At 72.3% G+C, this 15,475-nt stretch carries 17 protein-coding genes; 8 read left to right on the top strand and 9 right to left on the bottom strand.

What is annotated here, in order from left to right:
- The first annotated feature begins 112 nt into the window (after nt 1–112).
- Complete coding sequence (locus ACWEN0_RS15215) at nt 113–1,582, top strand: aldehyde dehydrogenase family protein (RefSeq protein WP_451973421.1); 1,470 nt, start codon at nt 113–115, stop codon at nt 1,580–1,582.
- A 115-nt stretch (nt 1,583–1,697) separates the two neighbouring features.
- A complete protein-coding gene (locus tag ACWEN0_RS15220) occupies nt 1,698–2,126 on the top strand; it encodes a hypothetical protein (RefSeq protein WP_451973423.1) in 429 nt (142 codons plus the stop codon).
- 205 nt (nt 2,127–2,331) lie between these two features.
- Here ACWEN0_RS15220 and ACWEN0_RS15225 read toward each other — a convergent pair whose 3' ends face one another.
- Genes ACWEN0_RS15225 through ACWEN0_RS15235 form a run of 3 tightly spaced genes read right to left on the bottom strand, consistent with a single transcriptional unit; the run spans nt 2,332 to nt 6,153 of the window.
- Entirely contained in the window at nt 2,332–2,895 is a 564-nt protein-coding gene (locus ACWEN0_RS15225; protein ID WP_451973425.1) for a TIGR03086 family metal-binding protein, read from the bottom strand.
- Between the two features lie 34 nt (nt 2,896–2,929).
- Complete coding sequence (locus tag ACWEN0_RS15230) at nt 2,930–4,117, bottom strand: class I SAM-dependent RNA methyltransferase (protein WP_451973427.1); 1,188 nt, start codon at nt 4,115–4,117, stop codon at nt 2,930–2,932.
- Nucleotides 4,114–6,153, bottom strand: coding sequence for an APC family permease (locus tag ACWEN0_RS15235; protein WP_451973429.1), 2,040 nt, complete (start codon nt 6,151–6,153; stop codon nt 4,114–4,116). The genes ACWEN0_RS15230 and ACWEN0_RS15235 overlap by 4 nt, the downstream gene beginning before the upstream one ends.
- A gap of 93 nt (nt 6,154–6,246) precedes the next feature.
- On the opposite strand from ACWEN0_RS15235, the gene ACWEN0_RS15240 reads away from it, so the two are divergent.
- Together ACWEN0_RS15240 and ACWEN0_RS15245 are read left to right on the top strand one after the other, a co-directional pair.
- Nucleotides 6,247–6,912, top strand: coding sequence for a potassium channel family protein (locus tag ACWEN0_RS15240; RefSeq protein WP_451973431.1), 666 nt, complete (start codon nt 6,247–6,249; stop codon nt 6,910–6,912).
- The gene (locus ACWEN0_RS15245; protein WP_451973433.1) at nt 6,909–7,565 is read left to right on the top strand and encodes a potassium channel family protein; all 657 of its coding nucleotides are present in this window, start codon (nt 6,909–6,911) and stop codon (nt 7,563–7,565) included. The genes ACWEN0_RS15240 and ACWEN0_RS15245 overlap by 4 nt, the downstream gene beginning before the upstream one ends.
- A 363-nt stretch (nt 7,566–7,928) precedes the next feature.
- Here ACWEN0_RS15245 and ACWEN0_RS15250 read toward each other — a convergent pair whose 3' ends face one another.
- Nucleotides 7,929–8,651 (bottom strand): DUF3159 domain-containing protein, encoded by a 723-nt coding sequence (locus tag ACWEN0_RS15250; RefSeq protein ID WP_451973435.1) that lies wholly within the window; start codon nt 8,649–8,651, stop codon nt 7,929–7,931.
- Between the two features lie 9 nt (nt 8,652–8,660).
- On the bottom strand, nt 8,661–9,041 hold the full coding sequence (locus ACWEN0_RS15255; protein ID WP_013224481.1) for an OB-fold nucleic acid binding domain-containing protein: 381 nt from the start codon (nt 9,039–9,041) through the stop codon (nt 8,661–8,663).
- 134 nt (nt 9,042–9,175) lie between these two features.
- Here ACWEN0_RS15255 and ACWEN0_RS15260 point away from each other — a divergent pair, with 134 nt between their 5' ends.
- Complete coding sequence (locus ACWEN0_RS15260; protein ID WP_451974279.1) at nt 9,176–9,859, top strand: alpha/beta fold hydrolase; 684 nt, start codon at nt 9,176–9,178, stop codon at nt 9,857–9,859.
- A 54-nt stretch (nt 9,860–9,913) separates the two neighbouring features.
- Here the strand turns inward: ACWEN0_RS15260 and ACWEN0_RS15265 are convergent, their stop codons facing one another.
- Nucleotides 9,914–10,579, bottom strand: a complete 666-nt coding sequence (locus ACWEN0_RS15265; RefSeq protein WP_451973436.1) for a DUF3710 domain-containing protein — start codon at nt 10,577–10,579, stop codon at nt 9,914–9,916.
- A complete protein-coding gene (gene dut, locus ACWEN0_RS15270; RefSeq protein WP_451973438.1) occupies nt 10,579–11,073 on the bottom strand; it encodes a dUTP diphosphatase in 495 nt (164 codons plus the stop codon). The genes ACWEN0_RS15265 and dut overlap by 1 nt, the downstream gene beginning before the upstream one ends.
- 24 nt (nt 11,074–11,097) lie before the next feature.
- Between dut and ACWEN0_RS15275 the strand changes: the two genes are divergently transcribed.
- Nucleotides 11,098–11,580 carry a DUF3093 domain-containing protein gene (locus tag ACWEN0_RS15275; protein ID WP_451973439.1) on the top strand — a complete coding sequence of 161 codons (483 nt, stop codon included), beginning with the start codon at nt 11,098–11,100 and terminating at the stop codon, nt 11,578–11,580.
- Nucleotides 11,581–11,716: 136 nt separating this feature from the next.
- Here the strand turns inward: ACWEN0_RS15275 and ACWEN0_RS15280 are convergent, their stop codons facing one another.
- The gene (locus ACWEN0_RS15280) at nt 11,717–12,025 is read right to left on the bottom strand and encodes a DUF4193 domain-containing protein (protein WP_013224476.1); all 309 of its coding nucleotides are present in this window, start codon (nt 12,023–12,025) and stop codon (nt 11,717–11,719) included.
- Nucleotides 12,026–12,540: 515 nt separating this feature from the next.
- On the opposite strand from ACWEN0_RS15280, the gene cei reads away from it, so the two are divergent.
- Nucleotides 12,541–13,224: an envelope integrity protein Cei gene (gene cei, locus ACWEN0_RS15285; protein WP_451973441.1), complete on the top strand. Its 684-nt coding sequence runs from the start codon at nt 12,541–12,543 to the stop codon at nt 13,222–13,224.
- A 468-nt stretch (nt 13,225–13,692) separates the two neighbouring features.
- Here the strand turns inward: cei and ACWEN0_RS15290 are convergent, their stop codons facing one another.
- The gene (locus ACWEN0_RS15290) at nt 13,693–14,511 is read right to left on the bottom strand and encodes an inositol monophosphatase family protein (RefSeq protein ID WP_451973443.1); all 819 of its coding nucleotides are present in this window, start codon (nt 14,509–14,511) and stop codon (nt 13,693–13,695) included.
- A 64-nt stretch (nt 14,512–14,575) separates the two neighbouring features.
- Here ACWEN0_RS15290 and ppgK point away from each other — a divergent pair, with 64 nt between their 5' ends.
- Nucleotides 14,576–15,343: a polyphosphate--glucose phosphotransferase gene (gene ppgK, locus ACWEN0_RS15295; protein WP_451974281.1), complete on the top strand. Its 768-nt coding sequence runs from the start codon at nt 14,576–14,578 to the stop codon at nt 15,341–15,343.
- The last annotated feature ends 132 nt before the right edge of the window (nt 15,344–15,475 follow it).

Here is a 15,475-nt window from a genome sequence, read left to right on the forward strand (position 1 = left end):
CGCCGCGTCCGGCGTCACAGGCGGAGCGCGATGGCCCGTCATCTCCTGAGGTGAACCTCGTCTCCCCGCGGTGCTGTGGCGGTCACGCGGCGTGGCCACGAGAATGGGGCACATGGCGGACTTCTTCATCGGCGGCGAGTGGGTGGACGCGATCGGCGGCGGCCGCCGGGAGATCCGCTGCCCGGCCGACGGTTCCCTGGTCGCGACGGTCGCCGAGGGCACCGCGAAGGACACCGAAGCCGCCATCGCGGCGGCGCGCCGGGCGTTCGACAGCGGACCGTGGCCCGGCACGCCCGCGCACCTGCGCGGCGACCTGCTGCTGCGCACCGCCGACCTGCTGGACCGCGACGCGGAGGCGTTCGCCCGGGCCGAGTCGCTCGACACCGGCAAGCGCCTGGTCGAAAGCCGCTACGACATGGCCGACATCGCCGCCTGCCTGCGCTACTTCGGCAAGCTCGCGGCGAACGACGCGGGCCGCGTCGTCGACACCGGCAACCCGGACGCGTTCAGCCGGATCGTGCACGAGCCGGCCGGGGTCTGCGGGCTGATCACGCCGTGGAACTACCCGCTGCTGCAGACGGTGTGGAAGATCGCGCCGGCGCTGGCCGCGGGCAACACGTTCGTGCTCAAGCCCAGCGAGCTGACCCCGCACACGTCGATCCTGTTCCTGAAGCTGCTCACCGAGGCGGGCCTGCCGCCCGGGGTAGCGAACCTGGTGCTCGGCGCGGGCGCCGAGGTGGGCGCGCCGCTGGCGGCACACCCGGACGTCGACCTCGTGTCGTTCACGGGCGGGCTGGCGACCGGTCGCGCGATCGCCGCCGCGGCGGCCGCGACGGTCAAGAAAGTGGCCCTCGAGCTGGGCGGGAAGAACCCGAACGTGGTGTTCGCCGACGCCGACTTCGAGACGGCCGTCGACTACGCGCTGACCGCGGTGTTCCTGCACTCCGGCCAGGTGTGCTCGGCGGGCGCGCGGCTGATCGTGCAGCGGGAGTGGCACGACGACTTCGTCGCCGAGCTGGTGCGGCGCGCCGAGCGGATCCGGCTGGGCGGGCCGTTCGACCCGGACGCCGAAACCGGGCCGCTGATCTCGGCGGCGCACCGGGCGAAGATCGAGGCGTACGTGGCGGCGGCGCTGGCCGAGGGCGCGGTGCTGCGGACCGGTGGCCGCCGGCCCGGCGACCCCGCGCTGGCCGACGGCTTCTACTACCTGCCGACCATCCTGGACCAGGTGAAACAGGGCTCGTCGGCGGTCGTCGAGGAGTCGTTCGGGCCGGTGCTGACGGTCGAGACGTTCACCGACGAGGACGACGCGGTCCGCATCGCGAACGACACGCACTACGGCCTCGCTGGGGCCGTGTTCACGCAGGACGCCGGGCGCGCGCAACGGGTGGCGGGGCGGCTGCGCCACGGCACGGTGTGGATCAACGACTTCCACCCGTACCTGCCCCAGGCGGAGTGGGGCGGCTACAAGCAGTCCGGCTTCGGCCGCGAGCTGGGCCCGACCGGGCTGGCCGAGTACACCGAGACGAAGCACATCTACCAGAACCTGCGCCCGGCACCGCAGCGCTGGTTCGCCGGCTGAGTCGCCCGATCGGGATCCGCCGAACGGCCCAGCGCCGGAAACGTGGTCGGAAAGCCGTTTCCGGCGTCCTATGCTGCGTCCACGGCGACGTCGACCGCGACGCAGGGAGGCCGGGGTGGAGCAGCGACGGGGGTTCCGGGGACCGCGCGCCGTGCTGGTGGGCCTGGCCGGCGTCGGCGTGATCGCCGGGCTGACCCTGCGGACCGCGGACTACCCCGGCATCCTCCCGCCGGGCACCCCGGACCCCGAGCTGGACCTCGGCCTGCGCCTGGTCTGCGCGGCGGCGGTCCTGATCGCGGCCACGCTGGCGTACCTGACGTTCGCCCGCCGCCAGGACGAGCCCCTGGCGATGGCGAGCCTCCCGGGCCTGGTGGTGACGGGCGTGGTCCTGCGGCACCTGGTGGTGACGCTCCCCGGAGTGACCCGCCTCCAGCCGGCGGCCCGCATCGTGCCGGGAGCGGGCTCGTGGGTGCTGCTGGCATCGGGGCTCGCGATGACGGCGACCGGCCTGGCCGCGGCGTTCGCGGTCCGCCGGGCAGGCTGACGCGGGCGCGCAGCACCGGAGACGGCCGCCTCGAGGGGACTACAGCCGCCAGCCGCAGCCAGAATCACGCTCCACCGTTCACCCCCGCCGGCCGCAGCCAGAATCACGGTCCACCGTCCAATCCCGCCAGCCGCAGCCAGAATCACGCTCCACCGTTTCACCCCCGCCAGCCGCAGCCAGAATCACGCTCCACCGTTTCACCCCGTCAGCCGCTCACCGCCTTCCGGCCCAAGAACGCCGCCAGCCGGTCCGCCGCCGTCGCGCCTTCGGGTGCCTCCAGCTCCGGCCCGAACGGGCCGCCCGGGGCCCGGGGTGTCGAACCGAACCGGGAGCGCCACTGCTCCAACGCCTGCGTCGCCAGCTCCGGCAGCAGGTCCGTCGGCGCTCCCGTGGCGTCCGCGACGTCCCAGCCGTGGACCACGTATTCGTTCACGCGCATGTGGACCAGGAACACCCCCGGTACCTCGCCCAGCGGGGTGGTCACCGTGCGGGAAAACAGGTCCGGGGCGGCCAGCACCGAACGCGCCGCTGCCACCGAAGCCGTGAAGGCCGCCGCCGGGGAGGCGCCCAGGTAGTCGCCGTCCGGGGCGGGTGGGCCCGAGCCCGCCCAGAACGCCACCTTGGCGTTTCCGTGCGCCAGGTGGTTGACCACCGCGCGCACGTCCCAGTCGGCGCACGCCGTCGGCAGCGCCCAGTGGTCAGGAGCGACCGACCTGACCAGGGAGGTCACCGTCGAGGCCGCGAGATCGAAGTCGTCGAGTGCAGTCACCGGGACAGTGTGACGGCCACCACCGACAAAAAACTCACGACAGCAGCGCCACGCACTCCACGTGGTGGGTCATCGGGAAGGCGTCGAACGCCCGCAGATCCGTCAGCGAGTACCCGTGCGACGCGAAGATCGCCACGTCCCGGGCCAGCGCGGCCGGATCGCACGCGACGTACACGATCCGGTCCGGCGAGCCCGCCACGATCGACTCCACCACCGGCCGGCCGGCGCCCTTGCGGGGCGGGTCCAGCACCACCACGTCGACCGGCTTCTCCGCCGACGCCAGCACGTGCTCCACCCGCCCGGCCTGCCAGGACACCTGCGGCAGGTCCGCCAGGTTGCGTTCGCCGTCGGCGACCGCGCGCCGGCCGGACTCGATCGCCAGCACCCGGCCCGACGAGCCGACCTGGCCGGCCAGCACCGACGCGAACAGCCCGACCCCGGCGTAGAGGTCCCAGGCCGAGCCGCCCGCCGGCGCCTCCGCCCACTCCCCCACGACCTTGGCGAACGTCGAGGCCGCCGCCGGGTGGACCTGCCAGAAGCCGTGCGCGTCGAGGCGCCAGTCGCGCCCCGCCGCGTGCTGGACCGCGACCCCGCCGGACAGCTGCTTGGCGCGGACCTTGCCCCGCACCGTCGCCAGCTCGCGGACGTGGGTGCGGCCGTCGCCGTCGCTGGTGACCTCCAGCTCGCTGCCCGGCCGCCAGCGCCGCGCCAGGACGTCGTCGAGCTCGCCCGGGACCGCGATCGGGCAGTCGTCCAGCGGCACGACCCGGTGGCTGTGGTGGGCGCGCAGACCCGCGCGCCCTTCGCGGTCGGCGACGAGCCGGACGCGGCTGCGCCAGTCCAGCGGACCGCCGTCGAGGGCCTCCACGACGACTTCGCGCTCGATTCCGGCCAGCCGCTGGAGCTGTTCCGCCACGACCGACGCCTTCAAGTCACGTTGGTACGCAGGCGAAGCGTGCTGCCAGTCGCAGCCCCCGCACCCGCCCGGCACCGCGAGCGGGCACGGCGGCGTGACCCGGTGCTCGGACGGCGAGAGCACCTCGACGGCGTCGCCGCGGCAGAACGAGCCGCCGTTGTCCTCGGTGACCTCGACGCGGACCTGCTCGCCCGGCAGCGCGTGCCGGACGAACACGACGCGGCCGTCGGCGCGCGCCACGCAGTGCCCGCCGTGGGCCACCGGCCCGACCTCGACCTCCAGGACCCGGCCCAGCCAGCTCGTCATTCGGCGGGCTCCTTGGGCTTCGGCGCGGGGGCGCCGGCCGGCTTCCCGTTGGGCGAGAACCCGCGCCGGACGTCGCCGGCGGCCGGCCGTTCGTTCCGGACGCGCGCGGCCGCCTTCGCCGACGACTGCAGCTGCCACGGCACGCTCGCCACGATCACGCCGGACTGGAACAGCAGCCGGCCCTTGAGCCGCAGCGCGCTCTGGTTGTGCAGCACCTGCTCCCACCAGTGCCCGACGACGTACTCCGGGATGAACACCGTGACCACGTTCCGCGGGTTGTCGCCGCGCACGCGCTTCACGTAGTCGAGGACCGGCTTCGTGATCTCGCGGTAGGGCGACTCGACGACCTTCAGCGGCACCTTGAAGTTGTGCGCGTCCCACTCGGCGGTGAGCCGGCGCGTGTCCGCGTCGTCCACATTGACCGTCACGGCTTCGAGGACGTCCGGGCGCATCGCCTTGGCGTAGGCCAGCGCCCGCAGCGTCGGCCGGTGCAGTTTGGACACCAGGACGATCGCGTGGTTGCGCGAAGGCAGCACGGTCGGGGTGTCGCCGAGCTCCTTCAGTTCGTCGGCGACGCGGTCGTAGTGCTTCCGGATCGCCGTCATCAGCGCGAAGATCGCCACCATCGCCGCGATCGCGATCCACGCCCCGAGCAGGAACTTGGTGATGAGCACGATCACCAGCACGACGCCGGTGCAGGTGAGGCCGACCGCGTTGACGGTCTGGGAGCGCCGCATCCGCCGCCGCACGGCCGGGTCGGTTTCCTTGGCCAGCAACCGGTTCCAGTGCCGGATCATGCCGGCCTGGCTGACCGTGAACGACACGAACACGCCCACGATGTAGAGCTGGATGAGCCGGGTGACCTCGGCGTCGAACGCGATGATCAGGACCAGCGCGAACGCCGCCAGGAACAGGATCCCGTTGGAGAACGCGAGCCGGTCGCCGCGGGTGTGCAGCTGCCGCGGCAGGTAGCGGTCCTGCGCGAGGATCGAGCCCAGCACCGGGAAGCCGTTGAACGCGGTGTTCGCGGCCAGCAGCAGGATGATGCCGGTGGAGAAGGAGATGTAGTAGAACGCCGGCGGGAAGTCGGCGAACACCGCGTGCGCGATCTGCGCGACGATCGTCTTCTGCTCGTAGCCCGCGGGCGCGCCGGCGAGCTGCCGCGCCGGGTCCTCGGCGAACTTGACGTCGGTGATCGAGGCCAGGGTGATGATGCCGACCAGCATCGTGACCGCGAGCAGGCCCATCATCAGCAGCGTGGTGGCCGCGTTCTTGGACTTCGGCTTCTGGAACGCCGGGACGCCGTTGCTGATCGCCTCGACCCCGGTCAGCGCGGCGGCGCCGGAGGAGAACGCCCGCAGCACCAGGAACGCGTACGCGACGCCTGCGAAGGTCCCCTCGGCGTTCAGCGTGAACCCGGCGCTCTCGGCCTTCATCTCGGTGCCGGTCGCCGCCTGCACCAGGCCCCACACGACCATGACCAGAATGCCCAGGATGAACCCGTAAGTCGGGATCGCGAAGGCCTTCCCCGACTCCCGGATGCCGCGCAGGTTCAGCGACGTCAGCACGACGACGATGACGACCGAGGCCAGCACCTTGTGCTGGGCCACCCACGGCACGGCGGACCCGATGTTGGCCACACCGGACGAAGTGGACACCGCGACGGTCAGCACGTAGTCGACGAGCAGCGCGCTCGCCACGGTCAGCCCGAACTTCCCGCCCAGGTTGGTGGTGGCGACCTCGTAGTCGCCGCCGCCGCTCGGGTAGGCGTGGACGTTCTGCCGGTAGGACGCGACGACGACCAGCATGACGACGGCGACCATGATGCCGATCCACGGCGCCAGGGCGTAGGCGGACAGGCCCGCCACGCTCAGCGTCAGGAAGATCTCTTCCGGCGCGTACGCCACGCTCGAGAGCGCGTCGGACGCGAAGATCGGCAGCGCGATGCGCTTGGGCAGCAGCGTGTGGGACAGCCGGTCACTGCGGAACGGACGTCCGAGGACCAGGCGTTTCAGCACGGTCGGGAACTTCGACACCACGGAAGCCTAACGTTCCGGGCACACGGTAGGTTCGGCGCTGGCATGTCGGGGTAGCAACGGACGGGTAACCGCCGAACGAGGAGGCAGGGCGTGCACGTGGTGATCATGGGATGCGGCCGGGTCGGCGCGTCCCTGGCCGCTGCGCTGGAGCGGCTCGGCCACGAGGTGGCCGTCATCGACAAGAACCAGCAGGCCTTCCGCCGGCTGGGCAGCGACTTCCACGGCCAGCAGGTCGTCGGCGTCGGGTTCGACCGCCAGGTGCTGATCGAAGCGGGTATCGAGCGGGCCGGCGCGTTCGCCGCGGTGTCCAGCGGCGACAACTCGAACATCATCTCCGCGCGCGTCGCGCGGGAGAACTTCGGCATCGAGCACGTCGTCGCGCGCATCTACGACCACAAGCGCGCGGCCGTGTACGAGCGGCTGGGCATCCCGACCGTGGCGACCGTGCCGTGGACCACCGACCGGTTCCTGCGGACGCTGCTGCCGGACGGCGTGGCGTCGGCGTGGCGGGACCCGTCGGGCAACGTCGCGCTGCTGCAGCTGCCGCTGCACGAGGGCTGGGTCGGGCACTCCGTGAAGTCCCTGCAGGAGGCCTCCGGCGCGCGGGTGGCGTTCATCATGCGCTTTGGCACGCCGGTGCTGCCGGACAACAAGACCGTCGTGCAGGACGGCGACGACGTGTGGGTCGCCGCGCGCTCGGGCACCGTCAGCGACGTGACGAGCGTGGCTCACCGCGAACCGGAGGACGAGGCATGAGGGTCGCCATTGCCGGCGCGGGCGCGGTGGGGCGCTCCATCGCCAACGAGCTGATCGACGGCAGGCACCAGGTGATGCTCATCGAGCGGGAGGCCGACCAGTTCGAGCCGCACACCGTCGAGCAGGCCGACTGGGTGCTCGGCGACGCCTGCGAGGTGTCGATCCTGGAGGAGTCCGGGATCGAGCAGTGCGACGTCGTGATCGCCGCCACCGGCGACGACAAGGCCAACCTGGTCGTCTCGCTGCTGGCGAAGACGGAGTTCGCGGTGCGGCGCGTCGTGGCCCGGGTGAACAACCCGGCCAACGAGTGGCTGTTCACCGACGCCTGGGGCGTCGACGTGGCGGTCTCGACCCCCCGGATGCTGGCGGCGATGGTCGAGGAGGCGGTCAGCGTCGGCGACCTGGTGCGGCTGATGACGTTCCGGCAGAGCAACGCGAACCTCGTCGAGCTGACGCTGCCGGAGGAGACCCCGCTGGCCGGGAAGCCGGTGAGCGAGCTGACCCTGCCGCGCGACGCCGCGCTGGTGACGATCCTCCGCGGCGACCGGGTGATCGTGCCGCAGCCGGAGGACCCGCTGGAGCCGGGCGACGAGCTGCTGTTCGTGGCCACGGCGGACGTCGAGCCGGAGATCCGGACCGCGCTCGGCTACTGAGTTCCCCGAGGAAGGCCCCCGGCGAGCGTGCCGGGGGCCTTTCCCGTGGGTCCGAAACTGTCGGTGCTCGCCGGTAACGTGAAGTCCGGGGGTCCCCCCACGCGCGCGGGTTGTCACGCTTCGCAAGGATGCGCCGCAGCCGACCGGCGAGACCGGGCGCGGGGTCGGGGACGGGACTCGCGTGCTCGGGCGCCGTGACTCACGGGCTCGGGCGCGTGACTCACGTGATCCGGCGCGCATCTCATGTGACCAGGTGCGCATCTCGCGTGATCCGGCGCGCATCTCGCGTGATCCGGGAGGCATCACGCGTGATTGGAGGGGCATCACGCGTGATTGGGGAGCCGACACGGCCGGCGCGCGGGGTCAGGCTTCGGGCGCCTGGGCGTACTTCTCGCGCAGCCGGGCTTCGACCTCGGCGTCGGTCTCCGGCTTCGGTGTGTCTTCTTCCTGGGCCTTGAGGCGCTTGTCCGACCGGCGCACCGCCCAGACCACCACCAGCAGGCCCAGCGCGTAGAGCGGGTAGCCCATGGCGATCTTCGCGAAGGCCAGCCAGCCGGTGTAGTCCTCCTGGTAGAGCCACCGCTGCACGACGAACCGGGCGGCGAACACCAGGGCCAGCGCCAGCGTCGCGATGTCGTAGCCGTAGCGGGACGGCTTGTCCTTGCGCCACGCCTGGCCGGTGCCGTTCAGCATGTTCCAGACGACGCCCGCGATCGGCCAGCGCACCACCACCGACAGCACGAAGATGCCGCAGTAGACCAGGCTGGCGTAGATCCCGAAGAGGAAGAACCCCTTCGCCGAGCCCGTCCGGTAGGCGATGAACGCCGCGATCGCGACGCCGAAGAAGCCGGAGATCGCCGGCTGCAGCGGCTCCTTGCGGACCAGCCGCAGCACGGTGATCGCCACCGCGCTGCCGACCGACGTCCAGATGGCCGCGGTCAACCCGAAGAACGAGTTGGCCAGCACGAACACGATCACCGGCAGCGAGGAGTAGATCAGGCCGGACACGCCGCCCATCTGCTCGAGCAGGGTCGGCTGCGGCTCTTCGCCGTCGGTCTTCTTCTCGCTCGGGGCGGGTTCAGTCACGATGGGTGATCAACTCACTGGGCTCTGGAGCTCGTAATAGGGGTTGTACAGCACCTTCTGGCCGTCACGCTCGGCCATCCGACCACGCACCTTGATCGTCCGGCCAGGCTCGATGCCCGGGATCCGGCGGCGGCCGAGCCAGATTAGCGTCACTCCCTGTGTCCCGTCGAACAGCTCCGCCTCCAGGGTGGCGGCCTCGTTCGTCGGGCAGAGCTCCACGCTGCGGAGTCTCCCCATCACGGTGACCTCTTCGCCGGAACGGCAGTCACAGGCCCGCTGCGCCCCTTCGGCGCCGGACCTCATGGACATCTCGTCGGCGTCGAGTTCCTCGACGTCGCTGGTCAGCTTGCGTACCAGCCGGCTGAAGTAGCCGCCGTCTTTGGCGGACATAGGTGCTCCTGTGCTCCGGGGCCCCGACAAACTGCTTGCGGCCCGTGCGATTCCAGCGTACTGCGGTCCCCGCCAGGGAAACGCCTTTGCGCAAAGATCGCAACGTGACGTCCGCAATCGAAGTTCCCGCCGCGGTGCTGCTGCCCGGCACCGGCTCCGACGAGGTGTTCGTCCGGGCCGTCTTCGCCGGCCCCCTGCGCGCGATCGGTGTCCCGCTCATCGCGCCCCCGCCGCCCCCGGGCGCGGCGCTGGCGGACGGCTACCTCGCCACCCTCGACGCGCTCGCGGACGAACACGGCGAACTGCTCGTAGGCGGCATTTCGTTCGGCGCCCACCTCGCCGCCGAGTGGGCCGTGGCCAATCCGGGCCGTTGCGGGGGCCTGCTGGCCGCGCTCCCGGCCTGGAACGGCCGTCCGGGCCCGGCACCCGCATCGCTGGCCGCGACGCTGTCCGCCGATCTGGTGGCCGAATCCGGGGTCGGCGCCGCGCTGGCCCAGACCGCGGGCAGCCCGGACTGGCTGCGCGCGGAGCTCGACCGGGCGTGGCGCCGCCACGGCGACGGGCTCGCGGCCGGCCTGCGCGCCGCCGCGAGCCGCCCGTCCCCGACGCTGGACGACCTCGCGCGCCTTGCCGTCCCGGCCGGGATCGGGACCTGCACCGACGACCCGGTACACCCGACGAAAGTCGCATCGGAGTGGGCGGACGCACTCCCCCGAGCCGCCCTCGGCGAAACGACGCTCACGGCGCTGGGCGCCGACCGCGAGTCCCTCGGCCGGGCGACCGTCCTCGCCTTCCTGAAAGCCCTTACGACGCCCTGAGGGGCACCTTCGCGGCCGCAAAAGCCGTCAAGGTGCCCCTCCAGGGGCGTCGCGTCAGCCCTGCTGCTGCTGGGCCGCGATGTGCTCGGCGACCGCTTCGGGCAGCGTGATGGTGAGCGGGGTGCGGACCGGCATCGGCGCGTCGCCGCGGTCGACGATCGTGCGCCGCACGATCTCCCGCAGCACCTCGACCGCGCCGGCGGCCTCGGACTGCGGCCCGGCGATCACGCCGCGCAGCATCCAGCGCGGCCGGTCGACGCCGACGAACCGCAGCGCGACGTCGCCGACGATGGCCGAGATCTCCAGGCCCCACTTGCCGCGGCCGATGTTGACCTTGGCGCCGTCGGCGCGCAGCTGCTCGGCGAGCTCCGTGCTCACCTCGCGCCACAGGCCGCCCGAGCGCGGCGCGGCGTAGGCGCTGACGGTGATCTGGCCCTGCTCGGTGACGACGTGCACGGCACGCACGCCCCCGGTCTCCGGGTCCATCTCGACCTGCACCTGGGACCCGTCGGGCACCGGCACCTTGACCGAGCCGAGGTCGATCCGCGGGACGCCGTCGTCGTCGAAGTCCGCGACGTCGAACGGGCCGTCGGAGACGTCCGACAGCTCCGCCTCCTCGTCCTCGTACGGCTCGTCCTCGATCGTGTCGTCGGCCTCGGGCGCGGCGTGCCGTCCGGCGGACCCGCCCTCGGTCCGCCGCTTGCGTCCGAAAATCCCCACTACTTCTCCGTTCCTTCCCCAGCCGCGGCAGTCGCGTCCGCTCCCAGTGTGGCGTGTCCGCCGGTGGATCCGTAGCCGCCGGCACCCCGTTCGGTGTCGTCGAGCGCGTCGACCTCGACGAACTCGGCGTGTTCGACCCGCTGCACGACCAGCTGGGCGATGCGGTCGCCGCGCGCGAGCTTCACCGGGTGCACCGGATCGTGGTTGATCAGGCAGACCTTGATCTCCCCGCGGTAGCCCGCGTCGATCGTGCCCGGGGTGTTCACCACCGACAGGCCGACCCGGGCGGCGAGGCCCGACCGCGGGTGGACGAACCCGGCATACCCGGGCGGGAGCGCGATCGCCACGCCGGTGCCGACGACGCCGCGTTCCCCGGGTTTCAGCACGATATCCGAGGTCGTGACGAGATCGGCGCCCGCGTCGCCCGGCCGGGCGTAGGCGGGCGGCGGGACATCCGGGTCGAGCCGGGAGAGGAGTACCTGAACGCTGGACACGGGCGGCGAGATTACTCTCTACCCGTGGGTGAATCTGCGAAGACGGCCGCGAGTGCCGCGGTCCGGCACTCCGAACGGCTGTACGTCCCGTGGTGGGGCTGGCCGCTGCCGGTGCTGGGCGCGATCCTGCTCGCGGCCGAGGTCGACCTCGGCTACCCGGGCGTCCGGGCGTGGCTGCCGTACGTGATCGCGCTGCCGGTCGTCGTGGCGCTGATGCTGTCGCTGGGCCGGTCGAAGGTCCGGGTCACCGGGGGTGCCGAGCCGGAGCTGTGGGTCGGCGACGCGCACCTGCCGCTGCGGTTCGCGGGCGAGGTGGAGATCTTCGACAAGGAAGCCAAGCGCAAGGCGCTGGGCCGCGACGGCGACCCCGCCGCGTTCGTCCTGCACCGCGGCTGGGTCGGCCCCGTCGTGCGGGTCCGGCTCACCGACCCGGCCGACCCGACGCCGTACTGGCTGTTCAGCACGCGCCACCCGGAAAAGGTCGCGGAGCTGCTCAAGAACGGCTAGTCCCGGACATGTGGAAGGGGGCCGGCCTGCCGGCCGGCCCCCTTGTCCCCAGCGCGCTTCGAGCCTCACCCCTCATTGCCCGAGAGGCTCTCCGTCGCGTCTGTTCGTCCCCTGTGTCCGAGAACCCCTGCGTGTGTCAGGCGCAGTCGCGGCAGATCAGGCGTCCGCCGTTGTCCTCGGCCAGCCGGCTGCGGTGGTGCACCAGGAAGCACACGGAGCAGGTGAACTCGTCCGCCTGCTTCGGCACCACCTTCACGGTCATGTCCTCACCGGAAAGCCCGGAGAGGTCGGCACCCGGCAGCTCGAAGTTCTCGGCGGTCGCGTCCTCGTCGACGTCGACGACGCCGGACTGGTTCTCGTTCCGCCGGGCCTTGAGCTCCTCCAACGAGTCTTCGGCCAGCTCGTCGGCTTCGCTGCGGCGCGGAGCGTCGTAGTCGGTAGCCATGTTGTCCCTCACCCCTGCGATCAGCTTGTGTAGTCGTTTTCCCGGACCCCCGGGTGCGCCCGTGAGTCCGCCGTGCCGCTGGTCAACGTTCCAGGGCCCTCGTTTGTGCCCGACGGCCGAAGTGACCGAGGTCTCTTCTTTATGGGCCTCTTCCTGCGGCCGGAGCCCGGGAAGGGTAGCTCACGCCCGCGACGGTTCTGCAACGAGTCAGACATTGCCCGGCAATCGTCACCCGACAGGGGGAACCCGCAGGTAAGACGCGTTGTCGTCCATTCGGGTTGCCCCCGGGTGGAGAACCTCACCGGCGGCCCGTGTCCGCTTGCCCCGCCCGACCCCGCCGTGGTGCGATCGCCGCACGGGGATCGGTCGCGGGCGGGGTCCGCGACGACAGGCGAAGAACGGGAACCGCGGGGTGCCCCGGAACGGTGCGCGCCGGGCGCTGCGCCTAGGCTGGACGGCCACGACGGTGCCGGGTTCGCACCGGCCGGGTTCGGTGTTCGGGAAGGGACGGGCAGGTGGCGTCGGGGAACGGCATCGGGGACCGTGGCGCGCGGCCGTATCGCAAGCACAAGCCGCTGCCGGCGCTGATCGTGATCGGCGTGCTGGCCGTCGGCGCGATCGTCGTCTGGATCAACGCCGCCGTCGGCAAGGGTGACGTCGACGCCGCCGTCAAGTGCGACCCGGCCGCGAGCCCGCCGCCGGGTGTCACGTACAGCACGCTCCCCCACAACGCCCTCGACGACCGCGCGCCGGTGCCGCCGGACAAGGTCGCGGTCAAGGTCCTCAACGCCTCCAGCACCCGCGGCCAGGGCGGCATCACCACGACCGCGTTGAAGGAGCTGGGTTTCTCCGGCGCGGGCGAACCGGCCAACGACCCGGCTTACGAAGGCCGCGAAGCCAAGTGCCGCGGCCAGATCCGCTTCGGCGAGAACGGCGTCACGGCGGCCCGCACGCTCAGCCTGGTGGTGCCGTGCGCCGAGCTGGTCCAGGACAACCGCAAGGACGCGAGCGTCGACCTGGTCACGGGCACCCTCTTCGGCGACCTCCGGCCCCGACCGGAGGCCCGCCAGATCCTGACGCAGCTCGCGGACTGGTCGAAGGCCCACCAGGGCGGCGGCACGAACGAGCAGTCGGCGGGCGCGAAGGCCCCGGTGATCGACCAGACGCTGCTGGCCTCGGCCCGCGACGTCGCCTGCTGAGCACGCCCGTGTTGACCGGCGGCTGGCCCTCGCCTGCTGAGCCAGAGCGCGCGGACCGGCGCCTGCTGACCGTCGCCTGAACGGGCCGCGCTGACCGGCGCCTGCCGAGCCGGGTGCCTGCCGAACGGCCCGCGCCTACCCGCGCATGCCGAGCCGATGCCTGCCGAACGGCCCGCCCTAACCGGCGGTCGACCCTCGCCTACTGAGCCAGAGCGTGCGGACCGGCGGCTCCCGGGCAGCGCCTGCCGAACGGGCCTGCCGAACGGCCCGCGTTGACCGACGGCTGCCCCTCGCGCTGAACCGAAGCGTGCGGACCGGCGGCCGCTGACCGGCCCAGAGCCGTCGCCCGGCCGATCGTCGCCGCCTGAGCCGAACCCGGCTGACCGTCACCAGAACCGGTCGCCGCAGGGGCGCCCCCCGTTTTCCACGCTACCGGCAACCACCGACAGTTTCGGCTGCCCAGCTCGCTCAGACGTCCGCCGCGCCGCAGTCCGCCAGGACCTCGCGCAGCGGGCCCGCGATCGAGGCCGCCGCCGCGTACGTCGCGTCCGCGCCCAGCTCCGGTGCCGAGCCCGGCAGGTGGACCTCAGCGCCCGCCTCCGCCGCGATCAGCGCGCCCGCGGCCCAGTCCCAGCGGTGGAGCCCGTGCTCCACGTACGCGTCCAGCCAGCCCGCGGCCACCGCGCACAGGTCCAGCGACGCCGCGCCGTTGCGCCGGATGTCGCGGACCCGGCCCACCAGCTCCGCACCGAAGCGCGCCTGGCGCACCCGCCGCTCGGCCGAGTACGCGAAACCGGTCCCGACGAGCGTCAGGTCCAGCCGGTCGGGGGCCGACACCGCCAGCCGGCGGCCGTCCAGGAACGCGCCCTGCCCGCGAGCCGCCGACCAGACGCGGCCGCTCGCCGGCTCCACCACCGCGCCGGCCACCGACTCGCCGGCGACCTGGGCCGCCACCGAGACGGCGAACCACGGCAGGCCGTAGAGGAAGTTGACCGTCCCGTCGATCGGGTCGACGACCCACGTCACGCCGTCGCCCGCCGCGCCGCCGCCCTCCTCGCCCAGCACCGGCTCGCCCGGGCGCAGCTCCGCGAGCCGGGCGCGCACGAGCCGCTCGGACTCGTGGTCGACCGCGGTCACCACGTCGGTGTCCCCGGACTTGGTGCCCACGGCCACCGAACGGCCCGCGGCCATCCCCGCCCAGGCCTCCCGGACCAGCTCGGCGGCTTCCGTCGCGACCTGCGTCGCGACGCTTTTCAGCAACGACTCGTCAACTCCCACGTCCGACATGTCACCACATCCGGTTAAAGTCTCCGAGGCAGGCTTCTGAATCGTGCGAGAAGGGACCACGTCCGTGGTGGAGGCGACCCGCCGAGGTTTCGGCATCGACATCGGCGGCAGCGGGATCAAGGGCGCCTTGGTCGACCTGGACAAGGGGCAGCTCATCGGCGACCGGATCCGGATCGAGACGCCGAAGCCGTCGACTCCGTCGGCGGTGGCGGACGTCGTGCACGACGTCGTGACGCAGGCGGGCTGGGACGGCCCGGTCGGCGTGACGCTGCCGGCCGTCGTGAAGAAGGGCGTCGCGCACACGGCGGCCAACATCGACAAGCAGTGGATCGGCACGGACGCCGACGCGCTCTTCGCCAAGCGCCTCGGCCGTGACATCGAGCAGATCGCGATGCTCAACGACGCGGACGCCGCGGGCATGGCGGAGATCCGCTTCGGCGACCCGGTCGCGCGCAAGGGCGTCACCGCGCTGCTGACCTTCGGCACCGGCATCGGCAGCGCGGTGTTCCAGGACGGCAAGCTCGTCCCGAACACCGAGTTCGGGCACCTGGAGATCGACGGCCACGACGCGGAGAAGCGCGCGGCCGCCTCGGTGAAGGACAACGAAGGCCTCTCCTACCCCGAATGGGCCAAGCGGGTCCACCGTTATCTGACCGTGCTCGAAAACCTGATCTGGCCGGATCTGTTCATCGTCGGCGGCGGGGTCAGCAAGAAGGCCGAGAAATGGGTGCCGCTGCTGGACATCCGCACTCCGGTGCTGGTCGCGACGCTCCAGAACAACGCCGGGATCGTCGGTGCCGCGGCGGCCGCGGCGGAGGGCATCGAGCACTAGATCAGGTCCCGATCAGGGCGCCGAAGCGGGCCGGAGGGTGATCGCTTCGCGACGCATGCGCGTACCGTCGTTACAATGGAACACGGCCCACGGCTGCGGAGGCCAAAACCGCAGGCCGAGGCGTGATCCCCG

Source organism: Amycolatopsis sp. NPDC004378 (assembly GCF_053602455.1).

Bases quoted from the DNA above. Each gene is read 5' to 3' on its own strand.
- ACWEN0_RS15215 (WP_451973421.1), top strand. From the start codon at position 113: ATGGCGGACTTCTTCATCGGCGGCGAGTGGGTGGACGCGATCGGCGGC.
- ACWEN0_RS15230 (WP_451973427.1), bottom strand. From the start codon at position 4,117: ATGACGAGCTGGCTGGGCCGGGTCCTGGAGGTCGAGGTCGGGCCGGTG.
- ACWEN0_RS15245 (WP_451973433.1), top strand. From the start codon at position 6,909: ATGAGGGTCGCCATTGCCGGCGCGGGCGCGGTGGGGCGCTCCATCGCC.
- ACWEN0_RS15255 (WP_013224481.1), bottom strand. From the start codon at position 9,041: ATGTCCGCCAAAGACGGCGGCTACTTCAGCCGGCTGGTACGCAAGCTG.
- ACWEN0_RS15280 (WP_013224476.1), bottom strand. From the start codon at position 12,025: ATGGCTACCGACTACGACGCTCCGCGCCGCAGCGAAGCCGACGAGCTG.
- ACWEN0_RS15290 (WP_451973443.1), bottom strand. From the start codon at position 14,511: ATGTCGGACGTGGGAGTTGACGAGTCGTTGCTGAAAAGCGTCGCGACG.